Below are 16,117 nucleotides of genomic sequence, written 5' to 3' on the forward strand. Positions count from 1 at the left end.
CCCGCGCTCACACGGCGCCGGGATCCCCTTGCACGGTGTTCCTCCGCCGCCGTGATCCGGATGCCCCTTGCGCCCCTCTTGTCCCAGGGGTCTGTGTTCTTCGCTATGTCCGGTGGCCGATACTGGGGGTGCCAGCGGCCGGAACCAACAGGGGAGATGCGTGTGACCACCAGCAGTGAGACGGCTTCGGGGCCCTGGACCGACCTGGTCTACAGGACCGCCGTCACCGATGACGTCCCCGAGCTCGTCGAGCTGGTCAACTCCTGCTACCGCGGCGACTCATCCAAGCAGGGCTGGACCACCGAGGCCGACCTGCTCGACGGCCAGCGCGTGGACGCCGGGGGCATGGCCGAGCTGCTGGCGCGCACCAACACGATCGTGCTGGTCGCCGAGGCCGAGGGTCGGATCGTGGCCTGCTGCGAGCTCCAGCGCGGCGTCAACGGCGCCTACTTCGGTATGTTCTCGGTGCGGCCCGGCATCCAGGGCGGGGGCCTGGGCAAGCGGGTCCTGGCCGAGGCCGAGGACACGGCGGTGCGCGAGTGGGGCTGCCGCCTGATGCGGATGAAGGTGCTCAAGCAGCGCCCGGAGCTGATCGCCTGGTACGAGCGCCGCGGCTACACCAACACCGGCAAGACCGAACCCTTCCCCTACGGTGACGCGACTTTCGGTCTGCCCAAGCGCGCGGATCTGGCCTTCGTCGAGCTCACTCGGGAACTGCCCGCCCCCTGACCGGGACGCGGCCGGGCGGGGTCCGGCCGCGTCAACCCTGTTCGAGGTTGGCCGACATCCGCTCCAGCACGTCGACCGCGGTCCGGTACTCCTCGTCGCTGATCCCCCGCGAGATACGGCGGCGGGCCTCGTCGACCCTGGCGAAGAGGGTCTCGTGCGCGGCCTCTCCCGCCGTGCTGAGGTTCAGGGAGACCAGGCCCTCCACCCAACCGCGCCGACGCAGCTCCTCCACCACCGGGGTGACGCTGTACTCGTCCTCGTCCAGGAACGCGGCGAGCCTGCGGTCCAGGTCGGCGATCGTGCCGGGGTCGGTGTGCAGGGAGTGGAGCACCTGCCAGTGGCGGCGCCCCAGCGACTCCGCGGCCAGGGTCCGGTCCAGGTCGTTCTCGATGAGCCGGTCCAGGTGCTTGAGCCAGTAGCCGATCGGCAGGTCGGACATGGTGCTCCCTCCAGCGGGGACTGCGCGGGCGTCCACTCTTCGAGACACGTCGAAGATAGATCGCCGCACGGCGCACCGCCAACGACCGGCGGCGGTGTCGGCGCGCGGGGGCCCGGGGGCGGCGGGAGGCGCGCCCGGGCCGCGGACCCCTCGTGGCGGGTCAGGCCCGGCACAGGATCGCGCCGCGCGGGACCACGAACACCCCGTCGGGGTCCTGGCTCCAGGTCGTCCAGCCCGCCGAGATGCGCTCCAGCTCCTCCCGGGTGGCGTGGCCCTCCGCGACCGCCTGGCGGCCCATGTCCGACTCCAGGATGCGCCGGGACCACATGCCGCCCCACCAGGCGCGGCGCTCGGGGGAGGAGTGGTTCCACACCTCGGCCACGTAGGTGACGTCCTCGAACCCGGCCTCGCGGGCCCAGGAGGCCATGCGCCGCCCCGCGTCGGGCTCGCCGCCGTTGGCGCGCGCGACGCGCTGGTACAGGTCCATCCACGCGTCCAGTTCGGGCAGGCGCGGGTACCAGTACATGCCGGAGTAGTCGCTGTCGCAGGCGGCCACGACCCCGCCCGGCCTGGCCACGCGGCGCATCTCGGCCAGGGCCCGGACCGGGTCGGCCACGTGCTGGAGGACCTGGTGGGCGTGGACGACGTCGAAGGCGTCGTCGGGCAGGTCCAGGTCGTGGACGTCGCCGACCCGGAACTCGATGTTGTCCGCTCCGGCCTCCCGCGCGCTGGCGCGGGCCAGTTCGACGGCCTCGGCCGAGGCGTCCACGGCGGTGACCCGCCCGGGGGCGACCCTGCGGGCGAGGTCGGCGGTGATGCTGCCCGGGCCGCAGCCCACGTCCAGCAGCGAGCGGCCGGGGACCATCCGGTCCAGGGCGTAGGCGGCGGAGTTCTCCGCGTTGCGCCAGCGGTAGGAGTCGGTGACCGTGGGGTGCTGGCCGTGGGTGTAGCGCGTCATCGGAACGCCCTCTCATGGGTCGCAGGCGGGAGCGAACACCTGGGACCCTACACCGATATCTCTTTGAATGAGATTTCATTCTCGCCATATGAGACAAGGGGTGGGGTGCCCTGTTCGGAGGGGTGCCTCCCGGGGCCGCGGAGGCGACCGGCCACGGAACGGGCGAGAGGGGCGAAACTCCTGGGAAAAACCCCGCCCGGGCCGATGAGTTCCGCCGCCCGGACGCGTCATCACGGATAGGGCGGACGCGCGCAGGGCCGCGCCGCACACCGAGAGGACCAGACCATGACACGGCTCAACAAGATCACCCCCTGCCTGTGGTTCGACACCCGCGCCGAGGAGGCGGCCCGCTTCTACGTGGGCCTGTTCGACAACTCGCGCATCCTGCGGGTCCGGCACTTCGGCCCCGACGGGCCCCGGCCCGCCGACATGGTGCTGACCGTGGACTTCGAGATCGACGGCCAGCAGATCACCGCGCTCAACGGGGGCCCGGAGTTCACCTTCTCGGAGGCGGTCTCCCTCCAGGTGATCTGCGACAGCCAGGAGGAGTCCGACCACTACTGGGCGAAGCTCGGCGAGGGCGGCGAGGAGGGCCAGTGCGGCTGGCTCAAGGACCGCTTCGGCTTCTCCTGGCAGGTCTTCCCGGCCGAGCTGGACGACCTGCTGGCCGACCCCGATCCCGGCCGGGCCGGACGCGCCATGCAGGCCATGCTCAAGATGGGCCGGATCGACCTGCCCGAGATCCGGAGGGCCGCGGACGCGGCCTGACCCGCGGCGGCCGTCCGCGCCGGGAGACGGCGGCGCGGACGGCCGCGTCCGGTCTCAGACCCGGGCGAGGGACAGGTAGGCGAAGCCGAGCGTCTCCCGGGTGCCGCGCAGCCAGAAGTGCCGGTGCCGGTCGGCCCTGGCCCGGACCTCGTCGGCACCGGGGGAGCCGGGGTTGCGCTCCAGCCACTCCTCCCAACCCCGGGCGTGCCGGGACTCGAAGTCGTCCCACTCCTCCAGGGTGGCCTGCGACAGCGCCCGCAGCCGGAAGCCGTGGGAGAGGGCGAGGTCCACCAGGTCGGGCAGCGACCGGTACTGGGCGCGGGGGATGTCGGTCATGGCCTCCAGCTCCCCGGGCGTCGGATCGTGCAGCCAGAAGCACTCACCGAACAGGAACCGGCCGCCGGGCCGGAGCAGACCGGCGACCGCCTCCAGGGCGTTGACGGTGTGCGTCACAGGGTCGCCGCCCCACACGTGGCTGGCGCCGTTGTTGACCACCACGTCCGCGTGCGTGCCGGACCAGGCGCCCGCGTCCCCGACCGCGAGTTCGACGCGGTCGGCCAGGCCCCGGGCCACGGCGTTGGCGCGCCCGTGCTCCACGGCCTGCTCGTCGAGGTCGATGCCGAACCCGGTGGCGGTCGGCTCGCTCTCCAGGGCGCGCAGCAGCAGTTCGGCCCAGCCGCAGCCGATGTCCACGATCCGTCTGCCCTCCAGGCGGCCCAGGTCGCGGATGAGTCCGGCGGCTCGGGCGTCGGAGAGCGGGCCGTTGAAGTCGACGTCGCGGTACAGGGGAGGCACGGGCGGTGTGGTCATCCGAACACCCTGGCGGGGGAGCCGCGGCCCGTCCATCGGTTTCCGGGGCCGCGCGCCCCGCGAGGACCCTGTCGGCGCGCCGGGCCCGCCGGTCATACCCGGGTCTGACGCCTGGATCCAGCCCCCGGTCCGACGCCGAGGACAGGCCCGGCGGGGCATCGTCGGGGCATGACTCCTCCACCACGCACCACCCACGGCACCCCGCACGCCGCGAGCGGCCCGGGCCGCGTACTCCCCGTGGAACGCGCGGACGCCTTCCCCGGCCGCTGGGTGGGCGGCGTCGCCATGGTTCTGGGGCCCCTGCTGATGCTGGCCGGGGCCCTGCTGCGCGTCCGCTTCGACTTCTTCTTCCCCGGGCAGCTCGCCGCGTACGAGCGGCACTCCGGCCTGACGGCCACCGCGTACGCCCTCTTCGCGGTCGGCAACCTGCTGCTGTGGCCCGCCGTGGCCGTGCTCGCCGCCCGTGTCGGCGCACGCGGTCCGGGATGGGGACTGTGGGGCGGGCTGCTGGCGATGTCCGGCCTGTTCGCCCGTACCTTCCACGCCGGAGCGGACCACATGGCCTTCCGGCTGGTCGTCGCCGAGGGCGCCGCGACCGCCACGCGGATCGTCTCCGACACCTACGGGGCCTTCCAGATCCTCTCCGTCCTGAACCTCGCCGTCCTGTCCGGCTGGGTCGTGCTCGCGCTCGGCGCCTGGCGCACACGGGTGCTGGGCCCGGTCCGCGCGTTCGCCCTCGCGCTGACGGCGGCCCTGCCGCTGGGCGTACTGAAGGGAACCACACCGTGGTCGCTGGTGGCCCTGGCCGGTCTGGCCGTCGCCCTGCTGCCGCTGGGGCTGGCTCTGCTGCGCGAGGGACCGCGGCCCCGCCGCTCAGCGGTGGTGCTCTGGGGCCTGGTCGCGCTGGGCACCCTGGGACTGATGTTCGCGTTCGGGCAGGCGGGTTGAGGGGAGTGGGCCGGTACTGTCGGGCGATGCACCGCATCACCGGCCGCCACGCGTACGCCGCCGACCTGGCGGCGGCCCTCGTCCTGACCGCGGTCTACGCCGGATTCGCGCACCTGTCCCCGGTCGACGGGCAACCCGCCTACGACGGCCCGGTCTGGCTCCCCTGGGCCGTCGCCGCGGCCGTGGGCCTGCCCGTCGCGGTCCGCCGCCGCTGGCCGCTGCCCGTGCTGGGCACGGTAATGGCCGCCCTCACCGCCGCCACCCTCCTGGACCTGACCCGGGAGCCCTACACCGCGGCGGGTCTGGCCGCCTACCTGGTGGGGTTGGCCGAGCCGGCCCGCCGTGCGGTCCCGGCCCTGGTCGCCGCGCTGGCGACGGCCGCCGCCGGAGTGTACGTCGGGGAGGCGGTCGTCACCCCGGCGGGGGACCGGCAGGACGCGGTCGGCCTGGCCTCCCTGGTGGTGCTGGTGGTCGGCGGCGCCTGGGCGGCGGGCTTCGCCGTGCGCTCCCACCGGGCCCGGGGGCGGCGGCGGGCCGAGCGGGCGCTGACCGAGGAACGGCTGCGCATCGCCCGCGACCTGCACGACGTCGTCTCGCACAACCTCGGCCTGATCGCCGTCAGAGCGGGTGTGGCCGCACACGTGGCGGAGGCTGACCCGCGCGAGGCCCGGGTCGCGCTCAGGGACATCGAGGAGGCCAGCAGGTCCGCTCTGACGGAGATGCGCCGCGCCCTGGGGGTGCTGCGCACCGAACAGGCCCCGCTGGCCCCGGCGCCGGGCCTGGACGGTCTCGACGGACTCGCGCGGGACGCCCGCAGGGCCGGGGTCGACGTGCGCCTGACGGTCCGCGGCATGCGGGGTGTTCCGGAGGGCACCCGCCTCATGGCGTACCGGATCGTGCAGGAGGCCCTGACCAACGCGGTCCGGCACGCGGCTCCGACCCGGTGCGAGGTGACCGTCGCCTCGGACGGCGCGGCGGTCGACATCGAGGTGGTCGACGAGGGGCCCGCGGAGGGCTCCCGTCGCCCGCCCGGGGGTCCCACGGGCGGACACGGCCTCCTGGGCATGCGGGAACGGGCGATGATGTGCGGGGGCGCTTTCACCGCGGGACCCCGTCCGCAGGGCGGTTTCGCGGTGGCCGTACGACTGCCGACCGGACAGGAGAGCACGCCGTGACCCGACCGACGCGGGCGACGGGGGCCGGAGAGGGCACCGGGGTCACGCGCGTCCTCGTCGCCGACGACCAGGCGATGGTCCGCGGCAGTTTCCGCGTCCTGGTCGACCACACCCCCGGGCTGAGCGCCGTCGGCGAGGCCGCCGACGGAGCCGAGGCCGTGGAACTCGCCCGCCGCGAACGGCCCGACGTCGTCCTCATGGACATCCGCATGCCCGGGCTGGACGGCATCGGGGCCACCCGGCGTATCTGCGCCGATCCCGCGACGGCGGGCGTCCGCGTCCTCATCCTCACCACCTTCGACCTGGACGAGTACGTCTACGCCGCCCTCCGCGCGGGCGCGGCGGGCTTCCTGCTGAAGGACACGCCGCCGTCGCGGGTCCTGGACGCCATCACCGTCGTCGCCGCGGGGGACGCCCTGCTGGCCCCCTCGGTCACCCGGAGGCTCATCTCCGAGTTCGCCCGCCTCCCCGAGCCGGGACGCCCTCCGGCCCGCGCCCTCGACGGCGTCACGGACCGCGAGGTGGAGGTCCTCGGGCTGATCGCCCGCGGCCTGTCCAACACCGAACTGGCCGAGCACCTGCACCTGAGCCTGGCCACGGTCAAGACGCACATCGGGCGGCTGCGGGCCAAACTCGGGGCGCGCGACCGCGCGCAGCTGGTGATCACCGCCTACGAGACGGGCCTGGTGGGCGACCGGCGTCCCGGGGCCGGGGGACCCCGTGACGGGGAGCCGTGTTGAGCGCTCCGGCCCGGGCGGCACACGGAGCGGCCGGGTATTTCCGGTGCGCCGACCCGGCGGCAGGGTCTAGACTGCCGCGCATGATGGCAGTCGCAGTCACGGAGTAGGCGGGCGTCCGCGCCCGCCGCGCGCCGCGCCCGGTCCTGGGAGGACGGGCGGGGCCCGCTTGGCGTACCGCGCGGGCGGAACGGCTTCCCTTCCGTTTCCCGGCCCGCCTCGACGCGGGTCCGACCCGATCGGCCATCATGAACTCCTTCCGAACTCCCGACGCGCGCTCAGGCCGCCGGGAGCGCCCCGCCGCTGCCCGCCGCTGGTGGGCGCTCGCCGCGGTGTCGATGCTCCAGTTCCTCATCGCCGTGGACGTCACGGTCGTCAACATCGCCCTGCCCTCCATCGGCGCCGACCTGGGCGCCGGACCGCAGGGCCTGACCTGGGTCGTCGCCGGTTACACGCTGGTCGGCGGCGGCCTGCTGCTGCTCGGCGGGCGCGTCTGCGACCTGCTGGGGCGGCGGCGCATGCTGCTCCTGGGCGCCGCCCTGTTCGGCGCCGCCTCGCTCGTCGCGGGCGCCGCGCCGGACCTGCCCTGGCTCCTGGCCGCCCGCTTCGGGCAGGGGGCCGGTGAGGCGCTCGCCTCCCCGGCGGCGATGTCGCTGATCGCCGTGCTCTTCCCCGACCCCCAGGAACGCGCCAGGGCCCTCGGCGTCTGGGGCGCCATCTCCAGCTCCGGCCTGGTGGGCGGGGTGCTGCTGTCCGGCGTGATCACCGAGCTGCTGCACTGGCGGTGGATCTTCCTCGTCAACCTCCCCGTCGTCGCCGTGGTCCTGGTCGCGGTCCCGCTGCTGGTCGCGCCCGACCGCGTCCGCGGCGCGGTGCCGGGTGCCCAGGCCCCGGTCGCTCCGGCCGCCGAGACCGGCGCCGCACGGCGCCGCCCCGACGTCCTGGGCGGACTGCTGCTGACGGCCGGTCCCCTGGCCCTGGTGCACGGGGTGCTCCAGGCGGCGGAACACTCCTGGACGGAGCCGCGTGTGTACGTCCCCGTGCTCGCGGGTGCCGCGGCGATGGGGCTGTTCGTCCTGGTCGAGGCCAGGTCGCGCAACCCGCTGGTACCGCTGTCCTTCTTCGCCGACCGCACCAGGCTGGTCGCCAACGGGGCGACGGTGCTGCTCAGCGCGGCGCTGTCGACCTCCTTCCTGCTGGTGACGCTCTACCTCCAGCACGTGCTGGGGATGAGCCCCATGCAGGCGGGGCTGGCGTACGTGCCGTTCTGCGCGGCGATCCTGGTCTCGGCGACCGTGGTCGGCCGGATCATCGGAGCCCTGGGCCTGTCCGGGGCGGCGATCGCGGGCCTGCTCTCGGCCGCGGCCGGGACCGCCTGGTTGTCGCGGCTGCCGGTGGACGGCGGTCTGTGGGCCGACGCCATGCCCGGCATGCTCCTGGTCGGCGTCGGCATGGGCGTCGGCCTGATCGCCCTGCAGAACGCCGCCCTGCACGGGGTGACCGAGGCCGACGCGGGGGTCGCCTCCGGCGTCCAGCGCTCGGTCGACCAGCTCGGCGGGGCCACCGGCATGGCCGTCCTCGTCGGCGCGGCCGTCGCCGCGGGCGCCTCCGGTGACGTCGCCGCCTCCGTCGAGGGCTACCGCACCGCCTTCTCCTGGGCGACCGTCGGCGTCCTGCTCGCCGCCGCCGGTGTGGCCCTGTCCGCCTGGCGGTCCGGCCGCGCCTGAGCGGCACCACCGCCCTTCCGGGGCCGCCTGTCGCGCGGCGGCCCCGGAAGGGCGTACGGCCGCGGTCAGATGTGGCGGGCGCCGCCGGACCCGTCCGCGGGACCGGGGCGGTCCACGTAGTGCAGGATCACGTCACAGCTGTACTGGAACTCGTCCATGAGACGCTGCGCCTCGATCAGGAGCACGCCGTAGGGCAGCCGGAGGTCGTCGAAGGGCGGGGCGTCCTCGCCCTCCTTGGCCCGCACGAGGTCGTCGTAGCGCTCCCGGGCCTGCTCCGCGAGCCGGCACAGCCTCCTGGCCTGGGGGCCGAGCCGGTCCTGGTCCAACCCGCTGAGCTCGCGGGTGATCTCGGCGATCGAGACGAGGAAGTCCCCGTAGAGGCTCAGGAAGTCCTGGTGGACGGAGCGCTCCCCGTCACGGCTCCACAGGTGGATGCTGCGGGCCAGGGAGCCCAGCTGGTGGGTGGTGCGCTCCAGGGCGTCGACCAACTGCTGGTAGCCCTCGAAGGCGACGTGGTGGCGGTGTCTGCGCAGGAGCCTGGCCGGGTTGAGGTAGACGCTCTCCCAGGCGGTGTCCACCGCCGAACGGGTCTGCCGGACGGTCGACGCGAGCCGGTTGGCCCGCTGGCGCCAGTCCTCGGCCTCGTCCTCGGTCAGCTCCCCCCGTTCCATTCCGCGCCGGATGTCCCCGATCAGGTCGCACTCGGCGTGCGCGAGGGAGCGGATGGCGTACTCCGCGCTGCGAAAGCGCATGGGCGGCAGCACGAGGACGTTGACCGCGGTGCCGATGGCGCAGCCGATGAGCACCAGCAACAGGATCTGGGCCAGGTCCACCAGGCGCCCGGTGTAGCCCTGGGAGGACAGGAAGGTGGAGAAGGCGAAGAACGCGGCCGTGACCACCTGGGACCCCTGGCTGCCCAGGGGCCTCCACCGGCCGATGACCAGGGCGATGAGCGTGACCACGACGAAGGTCAGCATGTCCGGGCCCGCGGCGAAGCCCAGGACGGCCTGCACGGTGATCCCCAGCGCCACCGCGCCCACGTAGCGCAGCGACTGGACCACCGACTGGTAGACGGTGACCTGCATCATCAGGACCGCGGTGAAGGGCGCGAAGGCCGGTGAGGCGGCCTGGATCAGGTGCTGTGCGACGAACCACGCCAACGAGGCGGCCAGGGCGCTCTTGCCGATGGACAGCGCCGTGTGCCGTTCGTGCCCGTCCGAACCCACCGCACGGCTCACCCACGCGCGTGCGCGGGCCACGGCCCCGTCCGCGCCCGCCCTGTCCCGACCCGTCATGGGTTCCTCCCACCGGATTCCCTCGCCGACCGTCGTCCACGGCCGCAGCTACCCCGGACCGGGGACGGCGAAGCACGGGGAGGGGACGGGCGTGGGTCACTCAGCGGCGCAGGGCGCAGTCCCCGCAGTACCCCGCGCCCGGAACCCGGTAGTACAGGCAGCACGTGGTGCGCCGGAACACCCCCAGTCCCGAGGCGTCCACCCCCGTGTGGCCGCCGGTCCCGGCCAGGGAGGGGCGGCCCAGCAGGTCATCGGCCACCTCCCGGGCCCGCACGCGCACCGCGGGCCGGTCGGCGCCCAGGGCGCGTACGGCCCCGGCCAGGGCCGCGGCGGTATTGCCCCGCAGCAGCCCCGGCGCCACGCTGCCCGCCCCGGCCAGTCCCCGTGCCGCACGGGCCAGGACGCCGAGGACCACCGTGTGCTCGACCCAGTCGGCCAGTTCCGCCGTCCCCCCGGTCACCGCCGCGGCCCCCTCCTGCGCGGTGCGCAGCACCACCGGCCCCTCCCGGCGCGGGTCCCAGTGGAACCGCGCCGCGTCCACCAGCACCCCGTGGCACAGTCCGGCCGCCAGCACCGGCGACAGCAGCCGCGTCGCCAGCCCCTGCTGGAACACCGACGCCGCCACCCGCCACTCCACCACCGCGTCCGGCCGCGCCGCCAACCGCGCCAGGTGTCCGCGCACCCGCTCCACCTCGGCCGCCAGGGCACGGGGCTCCAGGGCCCCGCCGCCTCCCAGCGGCAGCCAACCCGGGCCGGGAGGGACCGTCTCCACGGCGAACAGCGTGTTGACCCGACCGACCTCCGCCAGGACCGGCCGCACCGCCGTCGTCCCCGCTCCGTCCACCCCGTACCCGCCCTTCCCTTCGCCCGGAGACGCCCGGGTGGTGCCAGCACCACCGGCACTCCACGTGCTGTTGGGTTCGTGCCCCCGGGCCGCCGAACCTAGATTGGTTGCGTGACCGGTCAGAACACGCGCACCAGAGCCAGGAACGGCGGGAGAGGAGGGTTCCTCACCGCCCTCTCCGCCCTGCCCCGCGTGGCCGAAGCCTACGGGGCCGGCTGGCGCGTGCGCGTGGTCGAGGTCCTGCACCTGATGACCTCGCTGGCCCTGGCCCTGTGCTACCTGGTGCCCGCGTTCATGCTGGTGGTCTCGGCCACCTGGGTCGGCTTCGCGGTCTCCGGCCCCTGGCTGCCCGAGGTGTCCCGGCTCGTCCCCGACCGGCTGCTCTCGGACTCGCTCGCCTTCCTGGTCGGCCTCCCGGCCCTGGCGACCCTGCTGGCCCGCCTGTCCTGCCGGGTCCAGCGCAACCGGCTGGACAACGTGTTCGGGATCGTGGAGACCAGCCCGCCCGACCCCCTGGCCCACGACAAGCCGCTCGTGCGCGCCTGGCGGTTCGTGTTCGGCCGCGACGCCTGGTCGGCGGTCGTCTACAGCACCGTCGCCGGGATCCACGGCCTGCTGGCCGGGGGCGTGGTGGTGGCGCTGGTGGTGTGCGGCGGGGCGTCGGTCGCGGGCGCCCTGATGGGGATCGTGTTCGTGCTGGTGATGGGCTCTCCCGGCGACCTGGTCGGACCCCTGGTCCTGGTCGTGTTCGGGCCGCTGTGCGCCCTCGTCGGACTGCGCCTGGCCCCCTACATGGTCGCCACCGAGGTCCTGCTGCACCGCAGGCTGCTGTTCGAGGCGCCCGAGGTGCGCATCCGCCGCCGCCTGCTGCACGTCCAGGACAGCCGCCTGCGCATGGTCGACGCCGCCGAGGCCGAGCGCCGCCGCATCGAACGCGACCTGCACGACGGCGCCCAGCAGCGCCTGCTCGCCCTGACCATGACCCTGACCCGGGCGCGCTCGCGCGTGGCCACCGACCCCGACACGGCCCTGGAGCTGATCACCGAGGCCCAGCGCGAGTCCCGGGAGGTCATGGACGAGCTGCGCCAGGTGGCGCGCGGACTCCACCCCCGGGTCCTGACCGACCACGGACTGGGCGCGGCCCTGCCCGTGGCCGCCGGGCGCGCCCCGGTCCCCGTGCGGGTGGACGTCGAGTTGGAGGAGCGCCCCTCCCCGCGCGCCGAGGGGGTGGCCTACTACGTGGCCTGCGAGGCGCTGAACAACGTCGCCAAGCACTCCGGCGCCACCGGGGTCACCGTGGCCGCGGAGCGGGTGTCGCGCCCCGCCCGCGACGGCGGCGACCTGCTGCGGCTCACCGTCACCGACGACGGCTCCGGAGGGGCCGCTCCCCGGGCGGGCACGGGCCTGAACGGCCTGTGGGACCGCGTGGACGCGGTCGACGGCGTCCTGACCATCCACAGCCCGGCCGGTGAGGGCACCGTCCTGACCGCCGACATCCCTTGGGAGGCATGACCGTGTACACCGGTGCGAACCCCGTCCAGCCCGCGGAGAGAGGGCCCAGGGTGGTCATCGCCGAGGACTCGGTGCTGCTGCGCAGCGGGATGGCCCGCCTGCTGGAGGACGCGGGGGTGGAGATCGTCGCGCAGGTCGGCGACGCCGACGCGCTGATGCGGGCGGTGGAGGAGCACCCCGACGTGGACCTGTGCCTGGTCGACATCCGCATGCCGCCCACCTACTCCGAGGAGGGCATCCAGGCGGGTATCGCCATCCGCCAGAAGTACCCGGAGGTGGCGGTGCTGCTGCTGTCCCAGCACGTGGTCAGCCGCTACGCCGCCGACCTGCTCGGCAGCGGGGCCAGCAGGGTCGGCTACCTGCTCAAGGACCGGGTCGCCGACATCGACGAGTTCCTGTCGGTGCTGCGCCGCGTCGCCGGGGGCGGCGCCGCCATCGACCCGGAGGTGGTCTCGCAGCTGCTCAGCCGACGGCGCGACAACGCCCTGGCCCGGCTCACCCCGCGCGAGACCGAGGTGCTGGAGCTCATGGCGCAGGGGCTGAACAACGCGGGCGTGGCCTCGCGGCTGACCGTCACCGAACGCGCCGTGGAGAAGCACATCCGATCGATCTTCACCAAGCTGGACCTGGGCCACGACGACCACGACCACCGCAGGGTGCAGGCCGTGCTGCGCTACCTGCGCGGCGCGGACCGGGACTGACCGCGGACACCAGAGGGGGCGCGAGCCCAACGAGGAAGGAAGAACAGTGACATTCAAGGCACGGGGCCTGTACGCCTCTTCGAGCAAGGAGCCGCGCGGGTTCCGCGTGGGCCCGTGGCTGCTCCTGGGCGCGGTGCTGGTGCTGGGCGTGGTGGTGGCGACCGCCGTCTCCGTCCTGGGCAACGTGGGCGTGGACCGCGGCACACGCAGCGACGCCTACGGCGCGCCCCAGGCCGTGGAGATCGAGAACGGCACCGGCGGCGACGTCGTCCTCACCGGCGGCTCCGAGCGGGTGCAGGTGGACCGCACCCTGCGCGGAACCCCCCTCACCGAACCGGAGGAGGACATCGAGGAGGACGACGGCGCCCTCCAGGTGGAGGCCGCGTGCCTGGGCGTGCCGTTCTTCGACGGCTGCCGGATCGACTACGAGGTCGCGGTCCCGGTGGGGACCGCGGTGAGCGTGGAGACGGTCAACGGCCGGATCAGCGTGGAGAACGTCGACGGCGAGCTGGAGCTGGGCAGCATCAGCGGCGAGGTGCGGGTGGACGGCAACAGCGGCGACGTCACCGCCGAGTCCGTCAGCGGCACGATCGACGTGACCGGGGTGGAGGGTTCCGTGGTCGCGGAGACCACCAGCGGCCGGATCATCGCCGAGGGGGCGGGCGAACACCTCCAGGCCGCGAGCACCTCCGGTGACGTGGACGTGTCCGGGTTCGGCGCGCGCACGATCGTGGCCGAGTCCACCAGCGGCGACGTCCGGGTGGGCGGGGGCTTCACCGAGGCCCAGGTCTCCACGGTCTCGGGGGGCATCGGGGTCGCCACCGACGACGCCTTCGACCTGATGAGCCTGGAGAGCATCAGCGGCGGGATCGACGTGCGGGTGCCCGAGGGCGCCTACGAGGTCACCGGGGAGTCCGCGTCCGGGGAACGCCGCGTGGACGTGGACACCTCCCCGGAGGCGGAGGCCCGCATCCAGGCCGACACCGTCAGCGGCGCGCTCAGCGTCACGTCGGGTTAGACCGGCCCGCTCCGGCGCGTTCGAAGCGCAGTGCCGCCCAGTCCGAGTCGATCGGCACCTGGGCGGTACCGCGCCACCCCGAGTCCAGGAGCGGATCCCAGCCCCGGTCCGCGGCCAGGTCGGTGATGATGGTGCCGCCGCGCCGGGGATAGCACACCCACAGGCGGGTGCCCGGCCCCACCACCTCCAGGACGCGGGGCGCCTCACGGCCCACGGTGCCCCGGTCCAGGGCGAACAGGTGCACGTCGTCGTAGTCGGCGCCCTCGATGGGGCCCAGGTCGATGTGGATGTCGGGGGGCGGTTCCAGCAGCCGCAGGTAGCGCTCGGGGGCGTTGAGGACGAGCAGCCGGTCGCCGGGGCGCACCCCGAGCCTCTGGGCGAGAGTGCCTGGGTTGTCCGACATATCCCCCTCCGTTCGTGGCCTGCGGGCGCCTCGCCCGTCTCCTGGCCACCGTACGGGCCGCGGCCGCGGAAACCGAGCACCTTCCCCGCCCGCACCCCGGCGAGGCCCTGTTTTTTAGGATGCTCCCATGACAGATGAAAACGGCGTACTGCGCTGGGGCGTGCTCGGGACCGGCGGTATCGCCCACTCCTTCGCCGAGGCGCTCGGGTCCACCCCCACGGCCCGGCTCACCGCGGTCGGCTCGCGCACCCCCGAGCGCGCCGAGGAGTTCGGCCGGGCCTGGGACGTCCCCGAACGCCACGGCAGCTACGAGGCCCTGGCCCAGAGCCCGAACGTGGACGCCGTGTACGTGGCCACCCCCCACCCCTGGCACCACCCCAACACCCTGACCTGCCTCAGGGCGGGCAAACACGTCCTGGTCGAGAAGCCCATGGCGATGAACGCCCTCCAGGTCTCGCAGATGGCCGAGGCGGCCCGCGAGGGCGGCCTCTTCCTGATGGAGGCGATGTGGACGCGCTACCTGCCCGCCTCCCGCCTGGTCCGCGACCTGGTGGAGGACGGCGCGATCGGCGAGGTGCGCTGGCTCTCGGCCGAGTTCGGCTTCAACGCCCCCTACGACCCCGACCACCGCCTCTTCAACGCCGACCTGGGCGGCGGCGCCCTGCTCGACCTGGGCGTGTACCCGCTGGCCTTCGCCTCCCAGCACCTGGGCGAGCTGACCGTGGTGGGCGCCACCCGCCACCTGTCGCCCGACCGGATGGTGGACACCGCCACCACCGTGCTCGTGCGCGGTGAGAACGGGGGCACCGGCTCGCTGTCGTGCGCCTCGCGGACCACGCTGCCCAACCGGGGGGTGCTGGCCGGGACGAAGGGCAGGCTGGAGATCCCGAACTTCTGGATGGCCACCGACGTGGTGCTGCACCGCGACGGCCACGAGCCGGAGGCCTTCTCCCGGCCCTTCCGCGCCAACGGCTACGAGTACGAGGCCGAGGAGGTCGCGCGGTGCGTGGCCGCCGGTGAGCTGGAGAGCCCCGACATGCCCTGGGCCGAGAGCCTGCGCCTGGCCCGGATCATGGACCAGATCCGTGACGTGGGCGGCCTGGTCTACAGCCCGGCCACGGTCAAGGCCGTGCCCCTGGCATGATCCCGGCCGCTCCCTCCCTCTCCTTCTTGGGAGCGGTCCCACGCCCTGGTTCCCCGGCGCCCGCGGGAAGGTCCCCGGCCTCCCGCGGGCGCCGACGCGCGTGCAGCAGGCGTGCGGCGGTGGCCCGTGCCAGGGCGGGCACGCTCATGCGTACCACCATCAGCACGGCGTCGCGGGGGCCGACCTCGTGGGCGAAGTAGTCGTCGAGAGCGAGGTGGCCGCTGCGGGGCCGGGTGCCGTAGATCCGGCCGTCGAACACGCGGTAGGCGTCGTGGATCAGCAGCGTGTCGGGGTCCAGGTTGGGCCCGTCGCCCAGCCACTCGGCGGCCTCGCCCGCGACGCGCCGGACCCGAGCGGGGAGGGGCCGGAGTTCGTTGGGGAAGACGCGCGCGTCGCCCAGGCTCTGGCGCCACGCGGCGTAGACGGCCGGGTGGCGGGTGCGCAGGACGACGTAGGTGGTCCGCAGCGGGTGGGCGAGGACCTCTCGGGTCAGGAAGTGGATCATCAGGGCGGCGGACAGGCCCGAGCGGCGGTGGGCGGGGACCACGCCCGCCGCGTCCAGGTACACGGCGCGCCGGGAGGCGAAGCGGCGGCGGTGGTAGCCGCCCCAGCCGACGGGGGAGCCGTCGGGGCCCAGGATCAGCGCCAGGGAGGCGACCTGGTCGAAGAACCCGGCGTCGATCCGGGCGCGCCAGTAGGACGAGTGGTCGGCGCCGAAGGCCCGCGCGGCCAGGTCGCGCAGGACGCGGTGCAGGCGTTCCCGGCAGGGCGGGGCCAGGGTCGCGGGGGAGTCCCAGCGGGCGAGGCGGTAGCCGGGGCACAGGTCCCGGACGGTGGGCGGCGCGCTCAGGTCGCGCAGTTCGGGTCCGTGGTCGTGGATGGTCACCTGCACCACTACTTTCACTACTC

Annotated in this window: 17 protein-coding genes; 10 read left to right on the forward strand and 7 right to left on the reverse strand. The window is 74.3% G+C overall.

Features of this window, described 5'->3' with window-relative positions:
* Positions 1–156: 156 nt before the first annotated feature.
* Positions 157–729, forward strand: coding sequence for a GNAT family N-acetyltransferase (locus tag UIS43_RS04070; RefSeq protein WP_041552659.1), 573 nt, complete (start codon positions 157–159; stop codon positions 727–729).
* A 31-nt stretch (positions 730–760) separates the two neighbouring features.
* On the opposite strand, the gene UIS43_RS04075 is transcribed toward UIS43_RS04070, so the two are convergent.
* Both UIS43_RS04075 and UIS43_RS04080 read right to left on the reverse strand, forming a co-directional pair.
* Positions 761–1,168, reverse strand: a complete 408-nt coding sequence (locus tag UIS43_RS04075) for a MarR family winged helix-turn-helix transcriptional regulator (RefSeq protein WP_013153114.1) — start codon at positions 1,166–1,168, stop codon at positions 761–763.
* Positions 1,169–1,328: 160 nt separating this feature from the next.
* On the reverse strand, positions 1,329–2,126 hold the full coding sequence (locus UIS43_RS04080) for a methyltransferase domain-containing protein (RefSeq protein ID WP_013153115.1): 798 nt from the start codon (positions 2,124–2,126) through the stop codon (positions 1,329–1,331).
* A gap of 285 nt (positions 2,127–2,411) precedes the next feature.
* Here UIS43_RS04080 and UIS43_RS04085 point away from each other — a divergent pair, with 285 nt between their 5' ends.
* Positions 2,412–2,894, forward strand: a complete 483-nt coding sequence (locus tag UIS43_RS04085; RefSeq protein ID WP_013153116.1) for a VOC family protein — start codon at positions 2,412–2,414, stop codon at positions 2,892–2,894.
* A gap of 54 nt (positions 2,895–2,948) precedes the next feature.
* Here UIS43_RS04085 and UIS43_RS04090 read toward each other — a convergent pair whose 3' ends face one another.
* Positions 2,949–3,704, reverse strand: a complete 756-nt coding sequence (locus UIS43_RS04090; RefSeq protein WP_370012517.1) for a cyclopropane-fatty-acyl-phospholipid synthase family protein — start codon at positions 3,702–3,704, stop codon at positions 2,949–2,951.
* A gap of 168 nt (positions 3,705–3,872) precedes the next feature.
* On the opposite strand from UIS43_RS04090, the gene UIS43_RS04095 reads away from it, so the two are divergent.
* From UIS43_RS04095 to UIS43_RS04110, 4 genes are all read left to right on the forward strand, one after another.
* Complete coding sequence (locus UIS43_RS04095) at positions 3,873–4,652, forward strand: hypothetical protein (protein WP_013153118.1); 780 nt, start codon at positions 3,873–3,875, stop codon at positions 4,650–4,652.
* A gap of 26 nt (positions 4,653–4,678) precedes the next feature.
* The gene (locus UIS43_RS04100) at positions 4,679–5,827 is read left to right on the forward strand and encodes a sensor histidine kinase (RefSeq protein WP_041552662.1); all 1,149 of its coding nucleotides are present in this window, start codon (positions 4,679–4,681) and stop codon (positions 5,825–5,827) included.
* A complete protein-coding gene (locus UIS43_RS04105) occupies positions 5,824–6,567 on the forward strand; it encodes a response regulator transcription factor (protein WP_013153120.1) in 744 nt (247 codons plus the stop codon). The genes UIS43_RS04100 and UIS43_RS04105 overlap by 4 nt, the downstream gene beginning before the upstream one ends.
* 245 nt (positions 6,568–6,812) lie before the next feature.
* On the forward strand, positions 6,813–8,291 hold the full coding sequence (locus UIS43_RS04110) for an MFS transporter (RefSeq protein ID WP_013153121.1): 1,479 nt from the start codon (positions 6,813–6,815) through the stop codon (positions 8,289–8,291).
* Between the two features lie 65 nt (positions 8,292–8,356).
* On the opposite strand, the gene UIS43_RS04115 is transcribed toward UIS43_RS04110, so the two are convergent.
* Both UIS43_RS04115 and UIS43_RS04120 read right to left on the reverse strand, forming a co-directional pair.
* Positions 8,357–9,586, reverse strand: a complete 1,230-nt coding sequence (locus UIS43_RS04115; protein ID WP_370012518.1) for an aromatic acid exporter family protein — start codon at positions 9,584–9,586, stop codon at positions 8,357–8,359.
* Positions 9,587–9,686: 100 nt separating this feature from the next.
* Positions 9,687–10,430, reverse strand: coding sequence for a (2Fe-2S)-binding protein (locus UIS43_RS04120; RefSeq protein ID WP_126624982.1), 744 nt, complete (start codon positions 10,428–10,430; stop codon positions 9,687–9,689).
* A gap of 192 nt (positions 10,431–10,622) precedes the next feature.
* Between UIS43_RS04120 and UIS43_RS04125 the strand changes: the two genes are divergently transcribed.
* The 3 genes from UIS43_RS04125 to UIS43_RS04135 are packed head-to-tail and all read left to right on the forward strand — an operon-like array spanning position 10,623 to position 13,661.
* Complete coding sequence (locus UIS43_RS04125) at positions 10,623–11,942, forward strand: histidine kinase (RefSeq protein ID WP_071622094.1); 1,320 nt, start codon at positions 10,623–10,625, stop codon at positions 11,940–11,942.
* Positions 11,939–12,643, forward strand: coding sequence for a response regulator transcription factor (locus UIS43_RS04130; protein WP_019607246.1), 705 nt, complete (start codon positions 11,939–11,941; stop codon positions 12,641–12,643). Before UIS43_RS04125 ends, UIS43_RS04130 begins: the two co-directional genes overlap by 4 nt.
* Positions 12,644–12,689: 46 nt before the next feature.
* A complete protein-coding gene (locus tag UIS43_RS04135; protein ID WP_370012520.1) occupies positions 12,690–13,661 on the forward strand; it encodes a DUF4097 family beta strand repeat-containing protein in 972 nt (323 codons plus the stop codon).
* On the opposite strand, the gene UIS43_RS04140 is transcribed toward UIS43_RS04135, so the two are convergent.
* Entirely contained in the window at positions 13,648–14,064 is a 417-nt protein-coding gene (locus UIS43_RS04140; protein ID WP_041552668.1) for a hypothetical protein, read from the reverse strand. The genes UIS43_RS04135 and UIS43_RS04140 overlap by 14 nt on opposite strands.
* 127 nt (positions 14,065–14,191) lie before the next feature.
* Between UIS43_RS04140 and UIS43_RS04145 the strand changes: the two genes are divergently transcribed.
* Positions 14,192–15,208, forward strand: coding sequence for a Gfo/Idh/MocA family protein (locus tag UIS43_RS04145; protein WP_013153127.1), 1,017 nt, complete (start codon positions 14,192–14,194; stop codon positions 15,206–15,208).
* Here the strand turns inward: UIS43_RS04145 and UIS43_RS04150 are convergent.
* Positions 15,186–16,103, reverse strand: coding sequence for a GNAT family N-acetyltransferase (locus UIS43_RS04150; RefSeq protein WP_083555266.1), 918 nt, complete (start codon positions 16,101–16,103; stop codon positions 15,186–15,188). The two genes, UIS43_RS04145 and UIS43_RS04150, sit on opposite strands and share 23 nt — an antisense overlap.
* Positions 16,104–16,117: the final 14 nt, after the last annotated feature.

The organism is Nocardiopsis sp. LDBS0036, assembly GCF_041228755.1.
Taxonomy (GTDB): domain Bacteria; phylum Actinomycetota; class Actinomycetes; order Streptosporangiales; family Streptosporangiaceae; genus Nocardiopsis; species Nocardiopsis dassonvillei.

Coding starts and splice junctions, on each gene's coding strand:
- UIS43_RS04070 (WP_041552659.1), top strand. CDS start 157: ATGCGTGTGACCACCAGCAGTGAGACGGCTTCGGGGCCCTGGACCGAC.
- UIS43_RS04075 (WP_013153114.1), bottom strand. CDS start 1,168: ATGTCCGACCTGCCGATCGGCTACTGGCTCAAGCACCTGGACCGGCTC.
- UIS43_RS04080 (WP_013153115.1), bottom strand. CDS start 2,126: ATGACGCGCTACACCCACGGCCAGCACCCCACGGTCACCGACTCCTAC.
- UIS43_RS04085 (WP_013153116.1), top strand. CDS start 2,412: ATGACACGGCTCAACAAGATCACCCCCTGCCTGTGGTTCGACACCCGC.
- UIS43_RS04090 (WP_370012517.1), bottom strand. CDS start 3,704: ATGACCACACCGCCCGTGCCTCCCCTGTACCGCGACGTCGACTTCAAC.
- UIS43_RS04095 (WP_013153118.1), top strand. CDS start 3,873: ATGACTCCTCCACCACGCACCACCCACGGCACCCCGCACGCCGCGAGC.
- UIS43_RS04100 (WP_041552662.1), top strand. CDS start 4,679: ATGCACCGCATCACCGGCCGCCACGCGTACGCCGCCGACCTGGCGGCG.
- UIS43_RS04110 (WP_013153121.1), top strand. CDS start 6,813: ATGAACTCCTTCCGAACTCCCGACGCGCGCTCAGGCCGCCGGGAGCGC.
- UIS43_RS04115 (WP_370012518.1), bottom strand. CDS start 9,586: ATGACGGGTCGGGACAGGGCGGGCGCGGACGGGGCCGTGGCCCGCGCA.
- UIS43_RS04130 (WP_019607246.1), top strand. CDS start 11,939: ATGACCGTGTACACCGGTGCGAACCCCGTCCAGCCCGCGGAGAGAGGG.
- UIS43_RS04140 (WP_041552668.1), bottom strand. CDS start 14,064: ATGTCGGACAACCCAGGCACTCTCGCCCAGAGGCTCGGGGTGCGCCCC.
- UIS43_RS04145 (WP_013153127.1), top strand. CDS start 14,192: ATGACAGATGAAAACGGCGTACTGCGCTGGGGCGTGCTCGGGACCGGC.